The organism is Paenibacillus curdlanolyticus YK9 (assembly GCF_000179615.1).
Taxonomy (GTDB): domain Bacteria; phylum Bacillota; class Bacilli; order Paenibacillales; family Paenibacillaceae; genus Paenibacillus_T; species Paenibacillus_T curdlanolyticus.
This window is the reverse complement of sequence record NZ_AEDD01000008.1, coordinates 207,108-229,758: the sequence shown is the minus strand read 5'-3', so window position 1 is coordinate 229,758 and position 22,651 is coordinate 207,108. Positions and strand designations below refer to the sequence as shown.

Sequence of the window (22,651 nt, the reverse complement as noted above, 5' to 3'; positions counted from 1 at the left end):
GCCTGCTGGCACGGGGATTTCGTTATTTCGCGATGAAGACTAACCGATCGAGCCTTCCATCTCGACTATAGGGGGACGAACCACTAAAACAAAACTGCATTATAATAGGAAGAAACTCATTTGACGCAACATAATTTTCGTCTTTTTACTCGCCTTTCGCGAATATCGGTATCACAAACGGTATCAGAGGAAAACAAAAAAAGAGCCAGGGATGCTTTCCCATGGCTCTCATCAACATATTACCATTTAATCCTATATTAATCAATCCATTGTCTCGATATTGTCTTCACAGGCTGCTCCCATCCATTGATCACACGCACCAATCCATTTTGATGCTCAATGAATCCTTCCTTAAGCAGCTCCCTCAACGCTTGATCGGTCAGCTCCTTGGAACGACCTGACAAATGCCGCAGTCGCTTGAGATCGATCCGCGACCATTCCTGTCTATATGAGTTAAACAAAATCCGCAGCACTTTACGCGCTGTATCATCCAGCACGACGAATCAGCTCCATGTCAACAATGCCGTCGACGTGAAAGATACGCGGCGCTTTTGAGGCCAAGCAATAAGCCTTAAGCTTACCATCCTTAACGGCCAGAACACGAACGTCACGGATACTAACCTGTTGTTTACGGTCGACGTAAATGAGCTGCACGAGCTTTCCGATATACTCCTGCATCGCGATCACCTCACACGAATGTATGTTCTCATTATATAAGAACAGGCGTTCGCTTAACAAGTGGCTAATTTTTAGTTTCGCCAGCCTCTTCATACGTTAACAAGTCCGCAATTGAACATTCGAAATACCTACACAATTTATCCAGTAGTTCGCGAGGGAACCTCTCCGTCGTATCATTGTACAAATCCTGCACAGAGCCCAGCCGATATTCTATATCCTTTGCCACCTGTCTGACGGATAGTCCTCTGCCGTCGATTAGCTGTTTCAGATTTGATTTAATCACCGCAACCCCTCCTATGAACCAAATATAAATTGATACGTTAAATGTGTCAAATTGTATTGACACGTTAAACGTATCATGATATATTTAAGTTGTGGATGACACGTTAAACGAGTCGGAAGCAGAAAGGAGGCGAAGGAAATTGGGCGAAGGGATTATGCTTATTACGGCCATTACAAATCTAGCAATTGCACTCATTAATGCTTGGATGATGGTTCAGAAAAGAAAAGATGCTGATCGCGGCAACGATCAGCATCCGAAAGAGTAACACCATTCGATTGGTAAGTAGGGCGAGCTAGCAGCCCTGCTTACTCCCAATTATAAACTTCGCCATCCTATTTTTCAATGGAGGGGACACTATGTTAACGTTAACCGTACTCATTACAGTTGCAGCATTGTCCGTAACTATATTTACTCTAATAAAGCGCAATAAAGGCAAGAGGTGATTGTGTGCGTCGAGTCATAATTGCTATTCGGTCTCATTTGGATGAGTGCTTAAATCAGTTGCGTGTTGAATGGAAGGAAGGCAACGGTGGCTTTAAAAGGTTAACTCATTGTTGGTCATACGAGGACTGTAAAGCGCTTGTCGCTGCGATCCATGTACTGGAGAAGCGACATTATGGTAAGAAGAAAACACTATCGGTTAAGGAATTACTAAATTCATAAAATGACAACACCCGCCAGGCTTCTGCTGGCGGGTTTCAAAATGTAATCCCTATCTACAATGTATCCGATAATATTATCATTCCAAAATTAAGGAGAATGATATATACCATGTTTCAAAAACTATCGTGGCCCACAACTAACGGGGAAAAGAAAGCAATATCAAAAACAAAAAAGCTTCGAGAACGCTATAACGTATGGGATGATGATGAGCTGTGGGCTTTAAAGTCCTATTATAAATCATCAATGGAAAAACTGAAGCAACCTGCGCTTTTTGCAGTTTGGGTAACGGCGTTTTTAGGCTGGATCACTCTTGTTGTAGCATTAATAAATAATTTCTACTCGCGAAACATCCAGGCGAATGCTAACGCATATCTCGTATTTACTTTTGGACTAACGACTCTACTAGCAATACTTCTCTTTTACATTTCGTATTATTATAGAAGCACTAAAAGTAAACTCGAAAACTATCAATTAATAGTTGAAATTATTGATAAAATCCTAGAAACGAGGAAGGGCTAAATCAATTTTTTTCTTTGAAGTATTGTAAGTAATCTATAAAAATCGTAACTTCCGCCATTAGGTGTATCAATCAGCTTCGCTTTTACCGCAGCGGCTACAGTGGACTTGGCCCATTCAGGTGCAGGCATGCTGCGGTATTCTTCCAATGTTTTGATTCTCGCCGCCTGCGCCTCGATTGTCTTCTCTTGCTTGGCAACAGCCGCTTGCAACGCCTCAATTGCCGCTTTATCCTGTGCATTCATTCTATCTTCCCCCTCCTTGTTGATAATGGCTAGAGCAGCCGCCTGCGCTGCCTGTGACGGCTGTTTGCCCGCGCGGAAATCGGCAGTCGATAAGCCGAATGTCATATCAAAATGGGGATAGTCCTTAAAACTCGTCCAATCGCCGCCCCATGAAAATCCCAAGCGCTTGGCAATATCGGCGACCTCTGCCCAGTCTGCCCGCTTGTCACCGTCTCCATCACGTGTCATGTCCCATGTGACGCTGCGGCCATCCGGCATCAGCAGCGCGAAATCGATTGCCACGCCGAAATTATGGTTACTATAGCCGCCGCGCGCATTGGTAACGATTTGACCGGGCTTGGTACGTCCTTGCGCGTATAGTGCATCCTGCTCGGCAAATGTACGCAGACCTTGAGTGATGACGATCGGCACGCCTGCCTGATAAGCTAGCTCGATCAACCGCACAGTCGCCTGCTGAACGACCGGATGCAGCCCAATGAGCCGTGCAGCTGATTTATTTTTTACCTGATCCAATGTTAGCATCGTTGTTCCCTCCCAGCTGCTCCAGCTTGTCTTTAATGGCGGTCGGCCACGGGACACCCAACACTCCCGTGTTCTCGACTAAGGACAGAGCCTCCCGACCAATGTAAAAGTAAATAGCAGCCGTCCTGAAGATGGGTGCGCCGGGCTGTAACCAATCGTCAAGCAGCGTCGCCAGACCAACAACAAACAGGAGCGTTGCCTTGCGGACACCGCCCCAAAACATTACATCGCTATTGACAGTCTTTGTTTTAAATGCACCCAATACGCCGGTTACATAATCAAACACCATCAGCCAAAGCAATACCTGTAAAGCTTTGTCCCAGCCTCCTAACAAGTCGCTAATAACGATGCCCGCCGCAGCTACAATGCCTCCGGCCGCCGCCTCCTTACCGCTCGAACCTACCGCTGCTGTATAAATTGTAGAAGCGTATTCTTTGATCATCGCTTTGTCTCCCTCCCAAATTAAAAGGCCCCGCATTATGCGGAGCCGCTTGTAATTAAATCAGCCTGACCTTTATCAGTCAGGTAGGCATCAATGCCAGGCAACAGGTCAGGCCTCTTGGATGCTACATAATCGTACGTATAAGCGCCATCAATGATACGCTGTGCCAGATAGTTAGCCACCGATTACATACCCCCCAATAGAAGTTCATCTAGCGCTGATTCCAGTAACGCAATCCGTTCTGCCAAACTAACGTTCTCAGGCTCCGAAGGAACAGGTTCAGGACGAATCCACGTCTCTCCATCCCACACATCGCCCACCCGCACGTCATCTTCGCTGTTCAGAAGCAGCATTGATTCTGAATCGGCTTCTCCAGATAAATACGAAACGGTGAAGCATCTTCCATTGCTTTCAATTTGCGCGTATTTAAACATTCCGTACCCCTCCTATATCCTATATTAGAAGAACTCCACTACTTCCCATGCTATGTTAATGTTTCCTGCTGACGATGCATACTGCATAACTTGAATTTCCAAATTGGTAGTACTCGTCATCCTTGCTGTCATAGTTGGAGAACCACTGCCGCCAGGAGCAGTAAACGTAGCATTAACAAAAGACTTACTTAAATTGACCGCCGAGACCGTGATATTCCCAACTACCACGCCACTGGACCAAGTTAAATTCGTATAACCTCGCTGAACGTTCTTCAATCCTCCCGCCCCCTTGTACTGTGTACCGTCCCAAAACTCCAATGCACCGTTGTTGACCTTTGTTCTGGCTTGCTCCACTCCCATGACGTAAATATTACCGTTTTTAACGTGAAGGTGGTTATTCTCCAAATCCAATGTGCCACCAGCCGTACCGACGATGGACATACCACCGTCCCCGCGAAATGAGATTCGCTGCTGATCCGTTGAATCCGTTCGACGCAATATATCAACATCGGCATTAACCCATCCAGTCCCGGCAATAGCACGGCGAATCCTCGTTATGAGCCCTGATACATTACCGTTGACTGATCCTATCTCTTTTCTCAATTCCACGGTGTCCCCTGCGTTAGAGCCTAGCGTCGCTGTTGATTGCGACGATACAACTCCCGTGAATGAGGGAGAGGCTTTTGGAGCGTACTGGGTATGAGGATCGGCAGCCGCTACATGTGCATCAACCGATGCTTTAACCAATTGAGCCGAGGCAATCTGCGTCGTGCTGGTTCCTACAGCTGCTGTAGGAGTTGTAGGCGTACCTGTCAGCGCTGGGGAATTCAGCGGCGCCTTATTTGTATTCAGCGACGATAACGTTGCTGGCGGATCGTCCCACCAATTGGTCATACCGGTAATCGCCTTAATCCGGTTCGTAAACCACGACAGCCATTGCGTCAGCTTGCCTGTAAGCCCAGTTGGCACCAAAGCCGGATTCGCTGTACGATCACCAATCATGACATCCGTCGTGGAGTCAGGACCGGATGCCATGCCGTCCAGCTTGGCTTTATCGACCCCGCTAAAAAGTCCGGATGCTCCACCAGATACAGCGTCCGGAATAACATCCGAACCGCCAGTGATGTGGCTGGCAGCATGCGCACCCGGCGTTGATGTGCCGGTTGCAGTAATCGTGACTTCTTTCGAGGTGGCGTTCGTCGATACCGTGATGCCCGTACCGCCTTTAATTGATACGGTATCAGTCTTGCTACCAGCGACAATGTCGGGTTGGCCTGTCACGCCGATTTTCGAAAATGCGTTCTGGTTAACCTCGGCACCGGCTGCAATGCCCGCCAGCTTGGTTTTCTCAACTGCGCTCGTATGAATGTCAGCATTGCCAGTATGTGCATCGAGATCGGCATGCACGCTGGCCATCTTGCTTGAAGCATCCATCGCCGCTGCAGTAATTGCAGCATCGACCTCCGCCTTGCGGGCAATGTCATCGGATGCATTCGGCGCCGCTACCTTTGCCCTGCCCTGAGCATCCCGCTGCATTAGACGGTTAGCCGTAGCTGCCGATGTTGCCCCGTGCGCTCCGCTGTTATTGGCCACATGGTTGTCGAAATCACCCTGTATGCCGTCGAACGCTAAATTGATATCGTTGTACGTATCGCTAATCCTGCTCGGCCCGAGCAGGGTGAGGTATCGATTAGTCATCTTTGTTAGCTCCTTTCGCTAGCGCATCCCTACGGCGCTGAATAGCCTCCTGCACGCCGAGCAGGATTTCGTCTTCTTGTCCGGGATGATAAGGGATCACGGCCATAATGACCGCGCATATCTCCGGTACCGGCCTTGTCGGATCCAGCTCGCATTTAATGACCGGCTGTACTTGTGCCAAAGGAATCCTCTCCTTTTCCCAAAATAAAAAGCCCCGCGATGGCGGGACTTCGGAATAAACTATTTGGCTTGAAGCGCTGCGAGCTGCTTGTTAAGATCAGCCAGCTCAGCCTCCAGGTCTGCTAGCTCCTGCTTGAGGTTTGCGAGCTCAGTCTGCCTTTTTGCTAACCATTCAGCATACTGTGCTTCCTGATCAGTACCGACTGTGTTTTTCGCCATCTGCTCAGCTCGCGGGATGATGTCAGTCTCGTAAAGCTTAATCCCGCCCTGTTTGTTTTCGATGGCTTTCTGAACATTACTTATCTCCAAATTAATTCTACTAATTTCAACTTCAACAGATGTCGTTTCAGTACCCATGATTATCTTTTTGCCCTCCACCTTTAAGCTCGTGCCAGCCGCTTGGGCTACAGCTCTTACCGGAGCATATGCGGATCCATCAATAATAGCGGCATCGGCTACTTTTTTTCCATCTCTCTCGATGGTATATGTTCCCGATACCTTTTTCCCTACCAAACCAACACTATCAGCAAAAACTGATCCTCCAGCAAACAAGACAGCCCCAACGATAACTCCAGATATAAACTTCTTCAAAGCTCTCGCTCCCTTCGTTATATCTATTATCGGCGAGGCAGTCTCACAACGAAAGAATTATTTTGGAATATTTACCTGTGCTAGGAGTACGCCGGATTTACTATACATCTTCAAATTTCTGGAGGTTGAATCGAAAGTAAGATTATACCCTGCTTCTGACAGATTCGCTTTAAGCGATAGTTCACTTGCCATCGAAACATCTGTTTGTGCATTCTTTAACTGAGCCCAGTCTATTACGTATACGGCATTGTACCCACTTAAACGGATATTGTCTGCTTCAAAAGTAAGCCCGTCGCTTCCATAGAAATACAAGCCGGACGATCCTCCGAGAGAAATACTTGCATTCTGACTGCCGTCCACAAAATCAAGACTAGCGCCCGCAGCCGGGAACCCGTACGATTTCATGTGGATACTATTACTTGCAGAGGCCCACACTGAGAACATTCTGTCTGTGCTGCTCATCGCCGCGCGAGGATAGGCCGTTGATGTTTGAATCAACGAGCCAGTAATCGTCGTACCGTTAATCGCCCCGCCCGTAATAACCGAAGCGGAAATGTCGCCGGAGAACTCCGCGCCGACCGCGCGCATATGGCCCGCATTGTTGACCGAAAAGCTGCTGCCGATCTGAATCTCGCCGCCGATAAACCGACCACCTTCGACCGTGCCGGAGAACTTCCCATCCACACCTTCGAGTGTGCCCGTAAACTTTAGCCGGTTGGCTATCGCATCATAATGAAGCGCGCTGCTACCATCGACCTGCCAGTCCATCACATCGCTGTTAAGCGTCAGCTTGCTCTTGCCATCCTCGCGCTGTACGACGATTCCTGATGTGCGCGAGTTCGTCACGCCATAATAGGGCTTGTCGTACTTAACGGCGGACTGGCTAATCTGATTCACCCGTTTGGTCAAGCTGCCCTCGACTGGAAACTCGGATTGCTGGTCGGACGTGGATCGCGCCTCGATCCGCATCTTCAAGCCGCCCTTAAAGCTCATGACTTGGTGCAGAATAATCGTCTGGTAAACGACGATTCCGTTCCACGGCGTGAGCGTATCCTGCCATGGCGTAAGCGTACCTTCCCAGCTGTGGCCAACATATTGCTCGAAGCTGAAGACGTCGCCCTGATCGAGCTGTGGGAAGCCCCGCGCGTCCATATCGATCGGCATATAGCTGAAGCCGTCCAGCGTGGCATGTAGCGCGTCCGTCATCGCCTGCGTCGCGAACGGGATCTCGACGTAAAGCGTACTCGCTTCGTCGCCCACGCCCGCCTCATAGGTCAGCTTGTCCTCGGTATCATAGGTGACGACCACGCGCGAAAACGTCCGGACCGGATTTGTCTCCTTCACTCGCACATAATCCGCTGTGGTCATATCGAACACCGGAGCTGCTGCCGCGCTGAACCGTTTAAAGCGGAGCACCCCGTCCTTACCCGCGAACACACTGGCCGCATTGGCCGCGGCGATATAGCCCATCACTTGACGCATACTGTAGCCGACCGGACCAGCCTGTAATTGGTACGCGGGATTGATCACAACGCTGCTATCGTAGCTGTACCCGAGCTGCCCGCATATCTCATCCCATACCGCCTGCATAGATGTTGGGTAAGAGAGCGAAGACAGGTACGGCGTATCGGCCCAAACGAGCTTGTCGTAACAAGTAAACTTCCACACATCACCTGTCCGCTCGCGGCTGTCCACGTAAAACTCGCCCAGCGGCAGCCAATCGGTAGGGCCGCCCTCCCACGCGATATTCGCATCCTCCCATGGAAAGACAGCATCCATCCACGTCAATCCCGCCGTGTTAAGCGCTAGGAATGGGACGATCCGCGCATTGGAAGGTACGTCGCCCTGTAAGCGCAGCGTAATGGTCAGCTTCGACAGGCATGCCGTGCCGATTTCGAACTGTTCGCCGAGCGTTAAACTATTTTCCACCTCGAACTCTACGATGTCGGCGCTCTCGTATATCTCGCCACCGACCGCAGCGCGAACAACAAATTCACGATCCCTTCGACGAAGGTAGCCTGCAAATACATTAGATATTGGATACATAGGCTATTGCTCCGTTAGCGTTACTTTTAATCCACTCCACAGTATTTCACTCCCCTTGGCGACAGCAACCAGCGCGGGTTTATTCCCTGCGTAAAACGTTTTTGTGACGTAATCGCCAGCCCGGGGATCGGGGTATGTCATTTCAAAAAAAGCAGGTTCCATCGCTTTTAAAATCGCGGAAGTTTTCGCCCAAGTAACCAGCCCCCATGACATTTCTATCTGGCGCTTTATAGCAATCCTATCTCGATTAAGATGTCCATCTGCTGTCCGGACAGACGATTCGGCATCATCGAGGTCAAGCGTTGTGACTGTGAATTGTGAAGGATATTCCGCGATCGGAAGACCGTTAATTTTTAACTGCATGCTCTCACCTCTCTACAGTGACAGTAATGGGCTCTGTGATTGCCGTTGTGCACTGTTAATGGCGCGCGCCGCCGCACGCCCGAATTCCGTTTCCCCCACCTTGAACGTAGGGTCCTTCGCCGCGATGATCTGCAGCAGCCGCTTCACTTCCTGCAGCGCATCGACTACAGGCGCATTATTAGACCCGATCATATCCTGCAGCTTGGACAGCGGACTGACAACCTCCGGATCGACCGAAGCGCCTCTGTTATCCCCGACCATAGCAAGCGTCGGGCCATAAGCCAAGCCGCCTTTCGCCAGCTTAGGGATTTCTGGGATACTGACCCCGAATGACTCCCCACCCACGCCAGGTACCCAATCAGGCATATCAATGCTGATCGTGTTCAACTGCCTGATCATAAAGTTGAATGCGTCAATGACCTGGTTAACGGCGCCTTTCATGATTCCTACGATTGCATCCGCAATGCCCTGCATAAATGTCTTGATTCCGCCCCAAGCCTTTTTCCAATCCCCCGTCAACGTGCCAGCAATGAAGTCGACAATACCGCCAAGCGCTTTAATGATCCCTGCAGCTATATCCATAACTGTCCCGAGAAACGTTCCGATAACATCCCCTGCTGCAGTTACGAAGTTAGCAAACGTCGGCCCTAAATTGTCGATTAAATACTTGATGATCGGCGCGACGAATTTGGTGTAAATATCCGATGCAGCTGTCAGCAATTTACCGACAAAATTCGTAACTTCCGTTATCAAACCTTTCAGATGCTTTTCCCAAAGCCAGCTCAACTCGTTTAACAGTCCCTGAACAATTGGTTTCAAGAATTTTTCCCAAAGGCTGCCCCAAAGTGATTTGACACTATCGAGCGAGCTCTTCAGGCCACTAACGATTTTCGTGCCCCATGTGTTCCAAAAATCATAAATGATATTGAGCGTATCTGTAATGATCTTGGAAACCAGCTTCATGGCCGGATCGACCGCGTCGCTCCAAATGTCATCAAAAATCTGTTTCACTGTTTCAAACAATTTTCCATAGATCTCGATCACGCCGGTCATAAAACTCGTCATGACAGGCAAGCCCTCGGTCACAAAGTTTTGGAGGATTGGAAATACGCTTACCCAAAACGTTGTGAACACCATCAGCAAGGAATCGAGTTGGCCGCTCACGACTGTACCAAGCACTTCGAGTGATGTTTGCCAAAATGGAATAAGGCCAGTCATAATCCAGTTTTTCAACGGCTCACCAAGCGAAATAATGTCAGCAAAGACAATGCCTATTTGCGTCTTCCATTGCGCCAGCACCGGCGCGATCTTGCCCCATGCTTCCGTTAATACCGGCACAAATGCGTTATACAGCGTGGTGCCGATCGGGGCAAAGACGGATGCTAGTCCGCCGATCATCGACTTAACGTTGTTAATGAAGCCCTGCACCTGCGATGTGATGGTATCAGTATCAATCGTTGGAGTGATCGGGCCCATACTCCCGAAGTCCATTCCGCCAATGCCCATATCAGCTACGCCGCCCGCACTATCGCCCGCGTCGTCCATCGCGTCCGCTGTGCTGATCGCCAACGTATTGAGCTGGTCAAAGCCGGCCAGAGCCCCTTTGACTTCCTTGCCTGCCTTCCTGATCTTCTTGCCCGCGCCGCCTGCTGCCGTCCCTACATCGCCCATTCCCGTAGCCGCAGCCTCAGTGGACGCGGTTAAACCGCTCAGGGAGTTACCCATCGCATTGCCAAAGATAAGCTCCGTAAATGCTTTGAAGTACTGTGCCGCTATCTGCAGCTTGGCAATCAGCCAGTTCAGCCCTTTAACAACTGGCGTTAGAATGTTAATGAAGCCCGCGCCCATGGTGCCCTGAAAGATTTTCCACTGTTCAGTCAGCACGCGCGTCTGGTTGGCCCAGCTCTGCCCGTTGCGGGCAAAGTCACCTTGGGCATCCCCCGTTACACTAAGCAAGTAGTTGTAGCGGAGCAGGACCTGTTCAGCCTGACTCATCGCCTGCCAGCTCTTTGTAATGCCTTGAGATAGCGCGTACGCCTCTAGGTTCGCAACGTTCATATTGATACCCAATTGCATCAACGGCTCAGTCTCACCCGCGATACCCGACCTGATCTTGTCAAAGGCCATATCGGTCGAAAGGTTATAGAACGATGCCATGTCCGCAGACAGAGTGGTCATGTTAAGCGACAGCTTTTTTACAGACTCGCCAGCTAATCCCGATGATTTGAGCATAGCCCCCATCGTCGATGCATAACGTTTGGCTGATAGCTCCCCCAGACCATAGGACTCCAACGCACTCTTAGAAAAAGCATCAATGTCGGCAGCCATGCTACCGAATGTGACATTAACCACGTTCTGCACCTCGGCCAGATCGGAGGCGAGGTTGATTGCTTCGCGCCCAAATTGGACAATCCCATGCACAGCAAAGGCCCCGGCGATTACCCCGCCGAGGCCCATGAATGCTTTACTTACTAATCCGCCTGCTATGCCCGCGATCCCACTAAGCTGCCGGTTGAACTCACCGAAGTTAAGCCCGAGATCGAGGATTATATCCCCCGCGCTACCTGCTGACACCTCCCTCACCTCCAAACATCCGAGCCATAACTGCTTCTAGATTCTTCATCGCCTGTTCGAGCTGCGCGGGATCATCAAGCTTAAGTTCGGCGTTGCGCTGACGCCACTCGCGATGAATACGCCGTTGGTCAGCCGTAAACGATTTGATCGTCTTGGGGTCCGTCTCAGCTCGGATGCCAACGACGCTACCCAGCGGTGTATCCGGCATAAGCCCGGCGACGAGCGTGACAAACTCCTCCCAGGGCATTTCGCCGTGCTGACGAATACGAATGCCGTATTGCTTGGCAATGCTCGCCTCAATCAACGACCAATCATCGTGCAAATCGTACCAACTATTGGCCGACCTGCCCTGCCCGGCGAAATCGGGCTGCTGCTTCGTCATACGAAATGCCCGTCTGCGCAGCCAAAATGCCCGTGGAAAGAACTTGGATATTCGCAAAGCTCAAATTCTCAACGCCGATTTCGTCGTAGGCTTGGTCGCCTAGCGCCACCTTCAAAGCGCCGAGAATACCATTCAAGCCCCCCGTCGCTGCTTCCTGAAATGCCAACACAGCTTGAATGCCGGCATTAACGGGATACACCGTATTGCCAATTTGAATTGATGGTTGCTCCTTGCTGAATTTATCCGATAGATTAATAGTTTTGGACATTGATTATTCCTCCTTGGTTATGGTGACCGCAGTTACGGCCCTGGTGTGAATGTCGGCTTGCCGTCGCTCAGCAGTTCGAACTCCAGACCGTCAATATTAGTGCTATCGCCGCCCGCTGGCGTCGTTACGTTGATGACGCAATCCATCTTCAATTTCGCGCCGCTCGGCATCGTCCACTCCAGTACCGTCTCGACCTCTTGGCCTGTGCCAAGCATCAGCCCGGCAATGTAGTCGTTGCCCGGATCGCCGTAGTGCCGCTTACCGCTAAAGCTGATAGTCAGCGCCTTGCCCGTAACTGCCCGGCGTACCCATCCCGCCTGATCCATCGCGTACCATTCTTCGGTATTGCCATCGATCGATGGGGCAAAGTTTTCCAGATCCTTGATTGTGGCCATGTCAGCAGGCGCCACAGAAGCGCGGCCGTTGATTCCGATTTTGAAGATATTATTGTGAACAGGAAAAACACCTGTGTTCGCCAATCCGATCCCCTACCTCTCATAAAAAATTGTCATTTCGATTACATACTCGTAGATGCCCTCATCATCGGTTCCAACACTCACTGGCGCAGGCGAACGCATATCGAACATGATGACGCGCTTACCTGCAATCTCCGGCTGTTGGCCGAATAGGGCATCGTAGAGCTCCTGTGCCTTATGCTCGGCTGTATCTGCATTGCGGCCCCAATGGACCAGGATGGAGACGAGCTTCGAGGCGTAGGACGTATTGGCAAGCCCACCGATCGCAAGGTACTGCTGTCCGCCGGGCAGGCCATACACGCCAATGCATTCCGGCTTCTTGCCATCCAGCTTGCCGATATACCAGCTTGGGCAGCTGACTTGCGTTTTCAGCCAATCGCGAATATCTGCCAGCATCATTTGATAAATCCTCCCGCAAGCTTCTTCCATAGAGACGAGAACACGCGCTTGATGACATTTTCCTTCTTACCTTTCGCCCACGCCTCCAACCAGAGCCCCTGTGCATTGCGGTTCTTGTCGCGGCGGAAATTGTACTCAGGGTGCCAGTAGAGACGACGAGCATAGGGCGTGTCATAGACGACAGATAATTGTCCTCGCTTTGCCTGTGAATCATCGACGAAGGCGCTGCGCTCCAGCTCGCCCGTCTGCTTCGGTACGACCTCAGCAGCCATGATCTCGTTCAGAATGCTGTGCTTGGAGCCGCTAAGCGTCTGCTGTAACGCCTCTGTCGCCGCCCCGCTGATTCGGTTTAGAGCATGCTGATTCATCTTCACCTTAGCCTTGACCTTCCCCATTTAGCTCAGCTCCAGTTCCGTCGAGAATACCGATCCATCCGGATTGCGTGGGCGCGCCGCTCGATAGATCGTCTTCCGCTCCGCACCGATTCGGACAAAGCCCTCGATCGCCTTATCTGGATTGATATCTCCTTCGCAGATTAATTTGCCGGAGAGTTGCACTAGCTGACGCTGCGCATTCATCACCTGCCGCGACTTGTCCTCATAACAGCAAAGCCCATCGAAGATTAACTCCTCGACAGGCTCACCATCCTCTGACAATTCAGTTTGATAGACTTGCACAGGCGTTTTCAAAATCCAACGCGGGAATGGCAGCTTCATCAGCAAATCCCCCTGTTCGCCAATCCCGTTGTTCGTAGCAGCCCGAATACAGCTTCCGTCGTTTGGACGCCGCCAGCTCCTACGACAGACTTAAATGATAGCGATATGCTGCCTGCGCTGTAGCCCGCGAGCGGCGTGTTCAGGTAATCGCCGTATTGATAGGCAAAGTCCGCCTGCTGGCAAACTGCTTTCCGAACATTTAGCTGCTGAAAAGACGTGAGGTTAACGAACCCCCGCGCCACGATTCGGCTATATGTTAAACTATCAATTTGATCACTGGATTGGCTAAGTGCCTGGTCTAATTCAGCAGCAGGGATGCTCCCGTTGCCGTACAGCGCGTAATCATCCGCCGTTGCATAGGCCATACGATTACGTTCCCGTTACTTCTTTTAGCTTTTTGTTGGCCTCGGCAAGCTTTGCCTTCAAGCTAGCGATTTCCTTCGCCGCCTCGTCGCCTGTACCGCTAAGCTGCGCTTCAAGCTCCTCGATACGATCCAGCGCCTTCTTATGCTCGGCATACGTCACTGTTTTGGCCGGAGATGTCTCGATCGTCTCCAGCACTCCACCATTCTCTTCTGCGATGTCATAGCCGAGCTTTAAATAGGCTGCTTTGTCCGCCTCGTCAATTTTAAGTTGCTTGTTCCCATTAACTGCGTACAGCATCGTTCATTCTCCTCTCTTAAACTGGATTCTTAAGCCTGCTTGTTAATTTGAACACCAGCGACCTTACGCGCAATGACGAACAGGTCCGTATACCGGCGATTTTGGTAGAGATAGCCGTCGCCGCCCGTATGCGAACCTGGCTCCCACAGATAAATTGCACTGTGCTTGACTGGTGCCAGCACTGCCGACGGATGCACCAAAATCATATTGATCTGCTTAGCGCCAACGCCCGGCACTGCGCCATCCGTGAAGTCATAGACCGTCTTCATACGATCAGAAGGAACGGAAACAAGCGTAACGTCATCCAACTTGCGAACAGCGCGATCGATCGTGCCATTGTTCGTTTGGACACTGATGAACCGCTGCACTTCTTCTGCATTCTTTAGCAGCTTTTTAACGCTTGGCGTTACGTACAGAACACGTCCGCTCTCCGGTACGCCTGCCTCGTCCATTTTCTCCATGAGGTTGTCGTAAACGATCAACACGTTCGCTGCAGTCAGGGCAGTTGTATCCGCTGTTCCACCATGCGCTGTAAATTCCGCATGCAGCTTGCTATAGCGGTACTTGTCGAGCTCAGGAATCGCCTGCTCCGTTTCAAATACGTTCGTCACGTTTGCCGCGCCTACCGTCTGATTCGTTTCGTCCACATCCATAGCGTCGACGTAGAATTCTACATCACGGTCATGTTCAAGCACCTTCAACTCGTAATCATTCGCGATGGCTTGGCGGTTCCATCCGCCTGTGCGGCTATGGTCTTTATAGCCAGCTACATCCAAGCGCGGAAGCTTAATCGTCTTTGCTCCCATCCAAAGCGCATTTTGCGTTGTCAGTGCCGACGAAGTTAGTTCAAGCGCGTATTTTTGTTGAAGAACCGTTTGAAACGAATCTACGTAATTGTAAGGCATCGTTTAATCACTCCTATTATTGTTGTGTAACTCCGAAAATTGCGGCGAGCTGTTCATTCCCCGCTTGCCCGCCGGTTCCGCCGCCAGCACCGCCGACGCGGAAGCCTGAACCGCCCTGACTACCATTCCCGCCGCCGTTCCCCTCTGGTTTGAACAGGAACGCTTTAGACTCTTGCAGCACTTTAAGCTGCTCGTCCAAACCAACGATCTTTTCGCCGTCAATGACGAGCTTGGAGCGATCGAACAGCCCAGCCACCAGCGCCTCGTCGTGCACCTTGCCAGTCAGCGATGCCTTGATCGCATTGGAGAGTGTAAGCTCCTTCAGATCGGCAGCATACTTGTCCGCAGCTTCTTTGTTCGCCGCCGTAAGTGCATCGATCTGCTTCTTCAGCTCCTCCGACGTGCCTGCCGTCTTGCCAAGCTCCGCGATTTGCGTATCGCGATCTACAACATCCTTCTCGGCCTTCTTCTTGGCTTCGATAGCTTCGTTATACTGCGATTTTGGAATGAAGTGCTTCGGCAACTCCTTACCGATATCGCCGACTGCGCCATCCAGCTTGGATTCCTCGACGCCCAGCTTCTTCAACAATTCTTTCAACCAATCCATACTCCATCAACCTCCATAGATTTTTATAGCTGCTCTCCAGCTATGGGAGTAGGCCGCTATGCTCCGGCCAACGAGCAATAGGCCCCGGCAGTCTCAACCGGAGCCCATGAAAAAAGCACCCTCGCGTATTGCGTGAGTGCCTCATGTGAAATATTTTTCGATATCCGTCTCCGCTTTAACATAAACAGCATCAACATATCGATCGTTGTGGACTGTAACAGCCCCGCCTTCTAGCTCATAATGTTGAGTTTGACTGTCATCAACATCGACAAGCAGATCGCGCTTGATCAATCCAGGGATGTGCTTTTCCAAAGCGAGACATTGCCTGTTGAATATCTCATCATCCGCTTTCGTGCAAATGTTGTACTCGAACATGTTTCGCACCTCATTCCAAGCCTAATTTCTTGTTTACAGCTTTATTTGTTTTACCGGCCGTATCAATGATATCTTGATAAGCTTGTTCCATCGTCAGGTTCTTCCGCTCCATTTTGCTCTTGACCAATGCGTCAAACTCAATGTGCGGATTATTCTGATTTAGTTTCTCGGCTTCCTCGCGATCATCCATCATCAATCTCGCCTCCGAACGGTATTTATTCCGTAGCGAATGCGCATGCAGCGCTTGATCCTTCAAAGGCTTTTCTCTATCGATTAAATTGACGATGTTCTTGTCGTGAGCAATGTACCACTCGCGGACTTCCTTATTCCCAAACTGCCCGAACATTGCTTCTTCATAATCTAAGGCGTTAAGCGTCTGTTGACGTTCAGCCTTAATTTGTTCCCAACGATTACTATCATTGTACTTTATACGTTGGAAATCTGCTAGAGATTCAGCACCGAGCTTGTCCTTGTAGATCAACTTGTAACGATCAAATTGCTTTTGATCGGATAAGGTTCTCTGCTCCATGATATCCATCAAGGTAATAGGCGGCAACTTGGTTTGTTCCCGTTTACTATCCCTCCGCAAATCCTCATGCTCAGCCAAGTGTCCTCGAAGCCGCCCCTGCCACTCCTTAACCTTTGCTGAAGCTGCAGCCTGATTATCCGGATCTGCAGCACCCGCCTCGCGCCGCTTGTAACGCCGAATCTGACGCTCCATATAGCGCTGCCGCTGCTCCGCCTTGTAATTAGCCAAAGCCTCGCTATCATCGACCGGCTCCGGCAGCTTGCTTACACCCGGAATGTACGTCGACATGTTGTGCCGGCAGTTCGGGTGGAACAGCCCTCCAGCCATCGCCGTGCTGAGCAACGGGTATGGCCCATCAGCTGCTGTGCCTCCGCTGTATACGTCGTCGATATAGACCTTACCTTGCCACGGCAGACAGGTGGGCGAGCAGTTGCTATGCGACGAGACAGCGACCGTTCGGATGCCCAGTGCGTTTCGCTTGGCGCCTTCACCGGTAAACACGGCTCGCTGCGCCGCTGTCCGCAGCGCCATCTCCGCATAAGAGGCGACATTGACCTTGCGGCCATCCGAGTAAGTTATGCAGTCAATGCCTTTATCCAGAAACTCCTTTGTCGCCATGTCGACTGCCTTGCTTAACGACGCCGCTCCCGCGTTGTGGTACACCTGCGCTTTGTAGATCGTCTGCCGGTAGACATCGTCCATCTTCCGCAGCATGGCATGCCTCGCATCGCGGAGCTGCCCTTGCGCTTCTGCCGTAAGAGCATCGACCCGCGGCTTGTTAACCTTGAAGAAGTTTTCGTCATTATCCTCATGAGAAGCAGGGCGGGACAAGTCCTCACGTTTCCCGAAGCCAAACCGACTCCATAGCCGCTTGGCCGCGTCTGCCACGCTCTTGGCGCCGCGGCGGAATGAGCCGCCGATCGTCCGCTTAACCTCATCTTCAACGTCCGGTGCTGCCTGCTCGACGATCTGACGATTTTCCTTCTGAAACTGCTTCAAGCTTGCCAACTTGCGGGCTTGCCATTGTATCCATTCGAATCCAAGCCGTTCCTCCTCCGCCTCATGCGCAGCAAGGTTCCGCTTCATCGACTTCACCAGGTCGAGCTCCATCTGTGCGAAGATTTGCCGGATGCCGTAGCGCTTCTTCATTCGTCATCTTCCGGCGGATCATCTTCGCTCGGCGGCTTGTCTCGGTTAATGGCCGGCTCGTCTATACCGCCGCCCTGCTCCTCTTTTAAACGGGCAACCTCGGCGGCCTTTTCCTCGTCCGTCCAGGTATCGCCATACATCTCTTCAACGGCGCGCTCCAAACTCATCACGCCGAACGTCCGCGCCTTGCCAACCGTCTCGACGACGGCATCGAATGAAGGCGATGCATACTCCCCAAACTTAACGCTCGGCTCGTACGAGCCGACAGCACGGCCATTCAATGTGTCCAACACCATAAGCGCCGTTGCCACGACCTGCGGGATGACTTCATTTAGCCGCTCAATGATCTTGCCGCGCGTGTATAACGTAGCCTTCTCCTTCTCGCGCTGCGCCTCGGCGTTATCCGTCTTCTTCAGGTCGATTCCCAACGTCGCCGGGCTAACGATCCCCTGCAAGCACATGTCGAGCGCGCTGGCATAAGACTCAACAAACGCTTGATACAGAATCTGCGGCTGCACCATGCTAATCTGGCTCTTGGCGTCCTCCGCGAGCGTGGAGCCGATCTTGATGAAACGATTGTCAAACGGATTCGGCCGCATAAGCGCGCCGGTCTCTGGATTACGTGGGATAAGATCCTCCGGAATGTACTTCTGAACCCGGCCGTCGCGGATCGCATCCATCCACTGGCTGACAACCTCGTCCAAAGCATCGAAGCTGTCTGCCTTGCCCCCGTCATAGATCGACTTGCCTCGGCCCTTCCACTTCGGCGAACTGAAAAACATGAGCGGTACGGCCATGATCCAATCGCCGTTGTACGCCGTGTCTGCCAGCTCCGCCGTCTCCGGTACCGTAGCGAGCGACACCTCTTTGCCGTAAGCATCGAGAAGCTGATACCTGATATAGCCGCGCCCGAACGTTTCAACGAGCCGATAGTCCTTATCGCGCTGCCGGTAATCAGTATAGAAGATGACCTCCTGCAGCCGGCCGCGCTGCCGCTTGTACTCGACCTGGTCGCCAGAATAGAACTCGATGATCGGATACGGTGTTACCGCTGTATCCACTGTGAGCTTGAACGCCCCATCTCCAACTACCAGCGTGTCCGTGATCGCGGATCCCAGCAGCTCCGGAAAGCAATTGTCCTCGGCAATCTCGTCCCACTGCAGCTTCACCGCTTCCGTCTGCAGCTCGATACCGTCCATATCAGCAATGACGATGTCGGACAGCTTGTCCGCGATCATGGCCGGCAACCCGGAGTGGATCTTCCGAATGCTGAGCTCCGCCGACGGCACCGCCGCCCAGAAGCGCGAACGGCTCACCGCGTCCACCGCCGTCTGCTTGTAAAACTGATCCAGCTCCGACGCATCCCCGCGATACCATAACCGATTCCGCAGCACATTCGTCTGATAGCTCAACGGCTCCGTAATCGTGATGATTCGGTTTTCCGGCGCCGGGTTGATCCGCAGCATCTTCATGACCATGTTCTTTAACCACCCCATTTCTATACCTCCAATCTGCGCTTGAACGGCTGCACCGCGTACTCCGAGCTGTCCAAGCAGTCTACCGGGTAGCTGCCGTCATCTGTCCGCACCCATTCGCCCGCCTGCCGCTCCTTCTCGTCCCACGTCGCATTCTCCAACGCCTCGGTCCACTTCGCCATATGCTTCATGACTTTGTAGCGGCCCTGATTGATCAGGATGTTCGTCAGTCTTATCCGATCCACGATGCCCTCTTTCTTATAAGCGGCCACCACCTGTATGTTGATGCCGCGGCGCCGCAGCTCGTTGGCCAGCGCCTGCCGGAACAGCTTATCCGCGCTCTCGGCGAAGATATGAGCACACGACAAAAAGGCCGGATACGTCTCCGACCACTCGACTATCTTATTCACGACTTCCTTCGCGTACCGATCGTGCGTAAAGCCGCTCTCCTTGCCCTGCTTGTGGTAATAGCCGTCCAGCAGCACAACGTTCTCATACTTCGCTGTCATGCCCGTGAGCGTGGCAACCGTAGCATCCGTGCCGCCGATGTCGATTCCAATACTGAACTCGATGAAGCGGTAGTCCTTGATATCCGACCTCGTCACGACGACATCCTTGCTCGTATAGCCCGTATATATCCGGCCTGTCGCCGCTGTGCGCTTGCCGAGGATATCCGCCTGGTACCACAAGCTGCCCTTGTCGTACGTCGAAAGCACAGCCCGTAGCCTATCGTCCGGTATGCTCAGATTCCCCATAACAGTGAAGTGCGCGTAATTGTATCCCGAATTCTCTCCGCGCTTCAGCAGCTCGTCCTGATAGTCGAGCACATCGCGATAGAACCAGTGTGACGGCGGCTTCGGATTGAGGTCGAAGAACAGCTGCCGCTTGGAGCTTGCCAGCGTCCGGTCAAATGCCTCTTGCACGAACGATTGATGACACTCGTTTACCTCGGTAATGTACACCGTGCCATAGGAGTTACCTTTGATCCGCGCCGCGTCGTTCGCCTTTCCCCCGCCTGCGATAATTACGACCTTCTCACCTGTAGCCGTCTGGATATACAGCGCATCGCGGTTCTTGTATTCACCCTCTCGGCAGCGGCCCGCAAACAGATGCTGTAAGCCGAAGCCGTTCGAGTCAACCGCATTCATCTTCGCTGCACCGAGCGACACGCCGGCCACCAAATGCAGCTTGTCCGGATGGATCTCCAAGCACATCGCGTATGCAATCAGGTTGATGATGTTCTTACCTGCACGCTTGCCACCTTCCGCAACGTTCAGCCAGCTATCCTTTGAACGGGCAATATACTCGGCCTGCTTAGCCGTAAGGGGTGCATACTCAATCATCGCTCAGCACCCTTTCCGAAGCTGGGTTGTTAATCAACTCGGCAAGCGCGGTAATCTGCGCGTTCGGATCGACGCCATCCTTATTCGGCACCTTGGATTTCAGCACCTCGATACGCGCACGCTGCTCCTCTGTCGCGAGATCCGTCTTCAGCAGCTCGTCATATTGCTTGATGAGACTCTGGAGCGTTGACATGGCCCGGCTCTGAGCCTGCAGGAAGGTTGCCTGCTTGTCCCACGCCTGCTGCACTTCCCACTTCTCGCCGAACACATTGCCGCTTTTCTCCTCGATGCGCTCAACCGTCTTGTCGTCGCGATCCTTAACGTACATGATCTGCTGCGCCCGAATGATGGCCGTGTACTGGATCATGATGTTGTCCCAAACGATATCGATCGGGCTGCGTTCCTGAAGCTGGCCCATGATCTCCAGCGACTCGGCCGGCAGATACTTCTGGAACAGGCCATGTGTTACAGCATTGCTGTTGCGCGCTGGCGCCCCTCCGTTGTTCCCCACGGCGTTCTTATTCCCCTTGGGTGCACCCCCGCGCTTTGTGTGCACACCTTCGACAGAGGGTGCACCCTTATTACGCTCCCAGCCATGACGCTGCTTCCAGCTCTTAACCGTGTTCAAAGTGACGCCATGCTTCTCAGCGATCTCCCGATATTTCAAGCCTGCTTGATAATCCTGCTCGGCCAGCTTATGCGTCTCTGCCATGCTTCACGCTCACCACCTCCGGCGTTGTGTTGTTTTGCTGCATGGAGCCTATGCTCCACTTATTCGTTTTCCAATCTCGCAATCTGCCGATTCACAGATTCGACGATACGTTCTCGCTCTTCTCCACTGTAATAATCGATTATCTCTTCCGGCGTAACGTCCTCCAGAATATAGCCATCAACAATTGTGGACCATACGGCGTACTTCCCACCCGGGAGCTTATCGATTCTCCTTGCCATCACATTCAGCTCCTTTCAGGCAAAATAAAAAAGCACCCGTTAAGGTGCTTTTCGTTATTCGAGTTCAACCCATTTTGCATTTTTATCATTCTTATCAAAGAAACTAAACAATTGACGTTTTGCTTTTCTCATTACATCTTCGATAGAATCTGCCGAATTATCAGACGAGACGTAAGGGCCTGCTTGCTCAGAGCCTTTATATGCATGGCTTGTTGTGAAATAATATCTTCCATCAAACCTTTTTTCTACCCGAACCGTTATTTTTGTTGTCCCAATATGGTCGTGCTGTATCCATAAATTCCATTCTTTCACCAACTCATAACAATCGATGACTTCATCTCTCGCTATCCACGCTTCCATGTGATCTGACAGAGATATCACCTCAATCATAATTTTACTGGTGGTTACTGTACCGAAATACCGGCACGTTTGATGTACTCTTCAAAACTATGGCCGCCAATTGAATTGATTATCTGCCCAATCTTAAACTGCGCCTCTGTTATAGTCATCTCAGGTAACTTGGGATATGGAATATTTGATCTAAATCCATCAACAGCTACAGTATAGAAATCTTCCACAATTGTTTGATTATAGCAAAGTAAGAATCTTTGTTTGTATGCTTTTTTATCTGGGAATCTCTCCGTCCATTCTTCATAGAACCGGCCACTATCTGAGAAGTCTACTTCCTCTCTTTTTATCGTGATAGAAAGGTTATCTTTATAAACATATGTTCCAAATTCGTCGTTAATAATCCAATCTTCAGGAGTGCTATGTTGGATATGTTGGATAAATTCTGAATATTGCATTCGACAACCTCCTACCAATAATCTGCAATGTTAGAGTAAGTATTACACGTTATTACAGAATAGTCCATAAGAGATAATGTCGAATGCTGTCTACTACACACCCGCCCATAATTCATGCATATTGCGCTCGACTCAAATTCCTAAACGCTTGGGATTTCCCCTTGAAGCAACGCGGCACGCTACAAACTTGCTTCGCCCCCGTCCAGCGCCCCCATATACAGCCTTTGCAGTGATCGGGCTGCTTCGGCTGCTCACGTTCAAGTTGATATTTCTTATAGGCTTCCGGCGTCATGCTGGTGCCTCCTTTACATGCAAAGAAGCCGCCCAATGGACGGCTTCTGTCTCGTATACAATTATTTCATACTAGCATAA

General features: G+C 51.3%; 33 protein-coding genes. 2 read left to right on the top strand and 31 right to left on the bottom strand.

Annotated elements, in window-relative coordinates; genetic code table 11:
* Positions 1-257 precede the first annotated feature (257 nt).
* The 3 genes from PAECUDRAFT_RS15885 to PAECUDRAFT_RS15880 all read right to left on the bottom strand — a co-directional run bounded on the left by PAECUDRAFT_RS15885 (position 258) and on the right by PAECUDRAFT_RS15880 (position 961).
* A complete protein-coding gene (locus tag PAECUDRAFT_RS15885; protein ID WP_006039134.1) occupies positions 258-497 on the bottom strand; it encodes a hypothetical protein in 240 nt (79 codons plus the stop codon).
* A complete protein-coding gene (locus tag PAECUDRAFT_RS24805) occupies positions 487-678 on the bottom strand; it encodes a hypothetical protein (protein WP_050794370.1) in 192 nt (63 codons plus the stop codon). The genes PAECUDRAFT_RS15885 and PAECUDRAFT_RS24805 overlap by 11 nt, the downstream gene beginning before the upstream one ends.
* 64 nt (positions 679-742) lie before the next feature.
* Positions 743-961, bottom strand: a complete 219-nt coding sequence (locus tag PAECUDRAFT_RS15880; protein ID WP_006039132.1) for a helix-turn-helix domain-containing protein — start codon at positions 959-961, stop codon at positions 743-745.
* A 139-nt stretch (positions 962-1,100) separates the two neighbouring features.
* On the opposite strand from PAECUDRAFT_RS15880, the gene PAECUDRAFT_RS26590 reads away from it, so the two are divergent.
* The gene (locus PAECUDRAFT_RS26590) at positions 1,101-1,226 is read left to right on the top strand and encodes a hypothetical protein (RefSeq protein WP_267879182.1); all 126 of its coding nucleotides are present in this window, start codon (positions 1,101-1,103) and stop codon (positions 1,224-1,226) included.
* A 506-nt stretch (positions 1,227-1,732) separates the two neighbouring features.
* Positions 1,733-2,143, top strand: a complete 411-nt coding sequence (locus PAECUDRAFT_RS15875; protein ID WP_006039130.1) for a hypothetical protein — start codon at positions 1,733-1,735, stop codon at positions 2,141-2,143.
* Here PAECUDRAFT_RS15875 and PAECUDRAFT_RS15870 read toward each other — a convergent pair.
* The 28 genes from PAECUDRAFT_RS15870 to PAECUDRAFT_RS15740 all read right to left on the bottom strand — a co-directional run bounded on the left by PAECUDRAFT_RS15870 (position 2,140) and on the right by PAECUDRAFT_RS15740 (position 22,279).
* On the bottom strand, positions 2,140-2,907 hold the full coding sequence (locus PAECUDRAFT_RS15870; protein ID WP_006039129.1) for a M15 family metallopeptidase: 768 nt from the start codon (positions 2,905-2,907) through the stop codon (positions 2,140-2,142). The genes PAECUDRAFT_RS15875 and PAECUDRAFT_RS15870 overlap by 4 nt on opposite strands.
* A complete protein-coding gene (locus PAECUDRAFT_RS15865; RefSeq protein WP_050794369.1) occupies positions 2,879-3,349 on the bottom strand; it encodes a phage holin family protein in 471 nt (156 codons plus the stop codon). The genes PAECUDRAFT_RS15870 and PAECUDRAFT_RS15865 overlap by 29 nt, the downstream gene beginning before the upstream one ends.
* A 35-nt stretch (positions 3,350-3,384) precedes the next feature.
* Complete coding sequence (locus tag PAECUDRAFT_RS26140; RefSeq protein WP_006039127.1) at positions 3,385-3,531, bottom strand: hypothetical protein; 147 nt, start codon at positions 3,529-3,531, stop codon at positions 3,385-3,387.
* 3 nt (positions 3,532-3,534) lie between these two features.
* Positions 3,535-3,783, bottom strand: a complete 249-nt coding sequence (locus PAECUDRAFT_RS15860; RefSeq protein ID WP_006039126.1) for a hypothetical protein — start codon at positions 3,781-3,783, stop codon at positions 3,535-3,537.
* A 24-nt stretch (positions 3,784-3,807) separates the two neighbouring features.
* Positions 3,808-5,481 carry a hypothetical protein gene (locus PAECUDRAFT_RS15855; protein ID WP_006039125.1) on the bottom strand — a complete coding sequence of 558 codons (1,674 nt, stop codon included), beginning with the start codon at positions 5,479-5,481 and terminating at the stop codon, positions 3,808-3,810.
* Positions 5,474-5,662 (bottom strand): hypothetical protein, encoded by a 189-nt coding sequence (locus PAECUDRAFT_RS15850; protein WP_006039124.1) that lies wholly within the window; start codon positions 5,660-5,662, stop codon positions 5,474-5,476. The genes PAECUDRAFT_RS15855 and PAECUDRAFT_RS15850 overlap by 8 nt, the downstream gene beginning before the upstream one ends.
* A gap of 59 nt (positions 5,663-5,721) precedes the next feature.
* Entirely contained in the window at positions 5,722-6,252 is a 531-nt protein-coding gene (locus tag PAECUDRAFT_RS24800) for a hypothetical protein (RefSeq protein WP_006039123.1), read from the bottom strand.
* A 57-nt stretch (positions 6,253-6,309) separates the two neighbouring features.
* A complete protein-coding gene (locus PAECUDRAFT_RS15840; RefSeq protein WP_006039122.1) occupies positions 6,310-8,298 on the bottom strand; it encodes a polymer-forming cytoskeletal protein in 1,989 nt (662 codons plus the stop codon).
* Between the two features lie 3 nt (positions 8,299-8,301).
* Positions 8,302-8,661 carry a DUF6711 family protein gene (locus PAECUDRAFT_RS15835; RefSeq protein WP_006039121.1) on the bottom strand — a complete coding sequence of 120 codons (360 nt, stop codon included), beginning with the start codon at positions 8,659-8,661 and terminating at the stop codon, positions 8,302-8,304.
* Between the two features lie 12 nt (positions 8,662-8,673).
* Positions 8,674-11,235 carry a hypothetical protein gene (locus PAECUDRAFT_RS15830; RefSeq protein WP_006039120.1) on the bottom strand — a complete coding sequence of 854 codons (2,562 nt, stop codon included), beginning with the start codon at positions 11,233-11,235 and terminating at the stop codon, positions 8,674-8,676.
* Positions 11,222-11,617, bottom strand: coding sequence for a Gp15 family bacteriophage protein (locus PAECUDRAFT_RS15825; RefSeq protein WP_006039119.1), 396 nt, complete (start codon positions 11,615-11,617; stop codon positions 11,222-11,224). Before PAECUDRAFT_RS15825 ends, PAECUDRAFT_RS15830 begins: the two co-directional genes overlap by 14 nt.
* Positions 11,568-11,885, bottom strand: a complete 318-nt coding sequence (locus PAECUDRAFT_RS15820; protein WP_006039118.1) for a hypothetical protein — start codon at positions 11,883-11,885, stop codon at positions 11,568-11,570. The genes PAECUDRAFT_RS15825 and PAECUDRAFT_RS15820 overlap by 50 nt, the downstream gene beginning before the upstream one ends.
* A 32-nt stretch (positions 11,886-11,917) precedes the next feature.
* On the bottom strand, positions 11,918-12,364 hold the full coding sequence (locus PAECUDRAFT_RS15815) for a phage tail tube protein (protein WP_006039117.1): 447 nt from the start codon (positions 12,362-12,364) through the stop codon (positions 11,918-11,920).
* Positions 12,365-12,373: 9 nt separating this feature from the next.
* A complete protein-coding gene (locus PAECUDRAFT_RS15810) occupies positions 12,374-12,760 on the bottom strand; it encodes a phage tail terminator protein (RefSeq protein ID WP_006039116.1) in 387 nt (128 codons plus the stop codon).
* Positions 12,757-13,155: a hypothetical protein gene (locus tag PAECUDRAFT_RS15805; RefSeq protein WP_006039115.1), complete on the bottom strand. Its 399-nt coding sequence runs from the start codon at positions 13,153-13,155 to the stop codon at positions 12,757-12,759. Before PAECUDRAFT_RS15805 ends, PAECUDRAFT_RS15810 begins: the two co-directional genes overlap by 4 nt.
* Positions 13,156-13,476, bottom strand: a complete 321-nt coding sequence (locus PAECUDRAFT_RS15800; protein ID WP_006039114.1) for a hypothetical protein — start codon at positions 13,474-13,476, stop codon at positions 13,156-13,158.
* Entirely contained in the window at positions 13,476-13,841 is a 366-nt protein-coding gene (locus PAECUDRAFT_RS15795) for a head-tail connector protein (protein WP_006039113.1), read from the bottom strand. Before PAECUDRAFT_RS15795 ends, PAECUDRAFT_RS15800 begins: the two co-directional genes overlap by 1 nt.
* A gap of 4 nt (positions 13,842-13,845) precedes the next feature.
* Positions 13,846-14,139 (bottom strand): hypothetical protein, encoded by a 294-nt coding sequence (locus tag PAECUDRAFT_RS15790; RefSeq protein WP_006039112.1) that lies wholly within the window; start codon positions 14,137-14,139, stop codon positions 13,846-13,848.
* Positions 14,140-14,168: 29 nt separating this feature from the next.
* Complete coding sequence (locus PAECUDRAFT_RS15785) at positions 14,169-15,044, bottom strand: hypothetical protein (RefSeq protein WP_006039111.1); 876 nt, start codon at positions 15,042-15,044, stop codon at positions 14,169-14,171.
* Positions 15,045-15,060: 16 nt separating this feature from the next.
* Entirely contained in the window at positions 15,061-15,651 is a 591-nt protein-coding gene (locus PAECUDRAFT_RS15780; protein ID WP_006039110.1) for a phage scaffolding protein, read from the bottom strand.
* Positions 15,652-15,792: 141 nt separating this feature from the next.
* Complete coding sequence (locus PAECUDRAFT_RS15775; RefSeq protein WP_006039109.1) at positions 15,793-16,026, bottom strand: hypothetical protein; 234 nt, start codon at positions 16,024-16,026, stop codon at positions 15,793-15,795.
* Positions 16,027-16,036: 10 nt separating this feature from the next.
* On the bottom strand, positions 16,037-17,704 hold the full coding sequence (locus PAECUDRAFT_RS15770; RefSeq protein ID WP_006039108.1) for a minor capsid 2 protein: 1,668 nt from the start codon (positions 17,702-17,704) through the stop codon (positions 16,037-16,039).
* Positions 17,701-19,200, bottom strand: a complete 1,500-nt coding sequence (locus PAECUDRAFT_RS15765) for a hypothetical protein (RefSeq protein ID WP_006039107.1) — start codon at positions 19,198-19,200, stop codon at positions 17,701-17,703. The genes PAECUDRAFT_RS15770 and PAECUDRAFT_RS15765 overlap by 4 nt, the downstream gene beginning before the upstream one ends.
* Positions 19,201-19,202: 2 nt before the next feature.
* The gene (locus tag PAECUDRAFT_RS15760) at positions 19,203-20,522 is read right to left on the bottom strand and encodes a terminase large subunit domain-containing protein (protein WP_006039106.1); all 1,320 of its coding nucleotides are present in this window, start codon (positions 20,520-20,522) and stop codon (positions 19,203-19,205) included.
* On the bottom strand, positions 20,515-21,234 hold the full coding sequence (gene terS / locus PAECUDRAFT_RS15755; protein WP_006039105.1) for a phage terminase small subunit: 720 nt from the start codon (positions 21,232-21,234) through the stop codon (positions 20,515-20,517). The genes PAECUDRAFT_RS15760 and terS overlap by 8 nt, the downstream gene beginning before the upstream one ends.
* A gap of 59 nt (positions 21,235-21,293) precedes the next feature.
* Positions 21,294-21,473, bottom strand: a complete 180-nt coding sequence (locus tag PAECUDRAFT_RS15750) for a hypothetical protein (protein ID WP_006039104.1) — start codon at positions 21,471-21,473, stop codon at positions 21,294-21,296.
* 54 nt (positions 21,474-21,527) lie between these two features.
* Positions 21,528-21,863, bottom strand: a complete 336-nt coding sequence (locus PAECUDRAFT_RS15745) for a hypothetical protein (protein WP_144266560.1) — start codon at positions 21,861-21,863, stop codon at positions 21,528-21,530.
* Between the two features lie 14 nt (positions 21,864-21,877).
* A complete protein-coding gene (locus PAECUDRAFT_RS15740; protein WP_006039103.1) occupies positions 21,878-22,279 on the bottom strand; it encodes a hypothetical protein in 402 nt (133 codons plus the stop codon).
* Between the last annotated feature and the right edge of the window lie 372 nt (positions 22,280-22,651).